Source organism: Frankia sp. CcWB2 (assembly GCF_977927585.1).
This window is the reverse complement of record NZ_CDWRCM010000077.1, coordinates 18,800-19,335: the sequence shown is the minus strand read 5'-3', so window position 1 is coordinate 19,335 and position 536 is coordinate 18,800.

Here is a 536-nt window from a genome sequence, read left to right as displayed (position 1 = left end):
CTTCGAAGACCCGGGATCGCCCAGAATCAGCAGGCACATCGAGAAGACATCATCGGCGTACAGATCGTAGAGATCGTCGAACGCCTGCCGGTCACCACGTCGGACACGGGCCACCAGGTCCGCGTCGTCGTCCATACTCAGCTTCTCCCCGGGGACTAGCGGCGGCCCCGGAACGGGCCGGCATCGCCCCATCGGTAGCCCGGTGAGGCAGTCCCAATGCTAGAAGTTCGTCCCCCGCAGCGGGTAAACGTCGTGAAGATTTTGTTGTCGCCGATTCGACAGTCGATAACGCTTGACTACTGACGTCGTCGCACTTTGATCCCCATCGACTACGGCTGGTTACTTTGCCTGGTAGGTCTCACGGCAGGGTGGCCATGTCCCGTCGGAGACGGGACCAATCCACCCTGGACGAACCTGCCTTCAATGGGTATAAGCCGAAATCTGTCACCAATTCGGCAGAACTGGCGTTCGGAACCGGACCGGCCATTCGCGGCCTTCCGCTGGAAGGCGCCACGCTTCTTGCGGGTCGGGACATA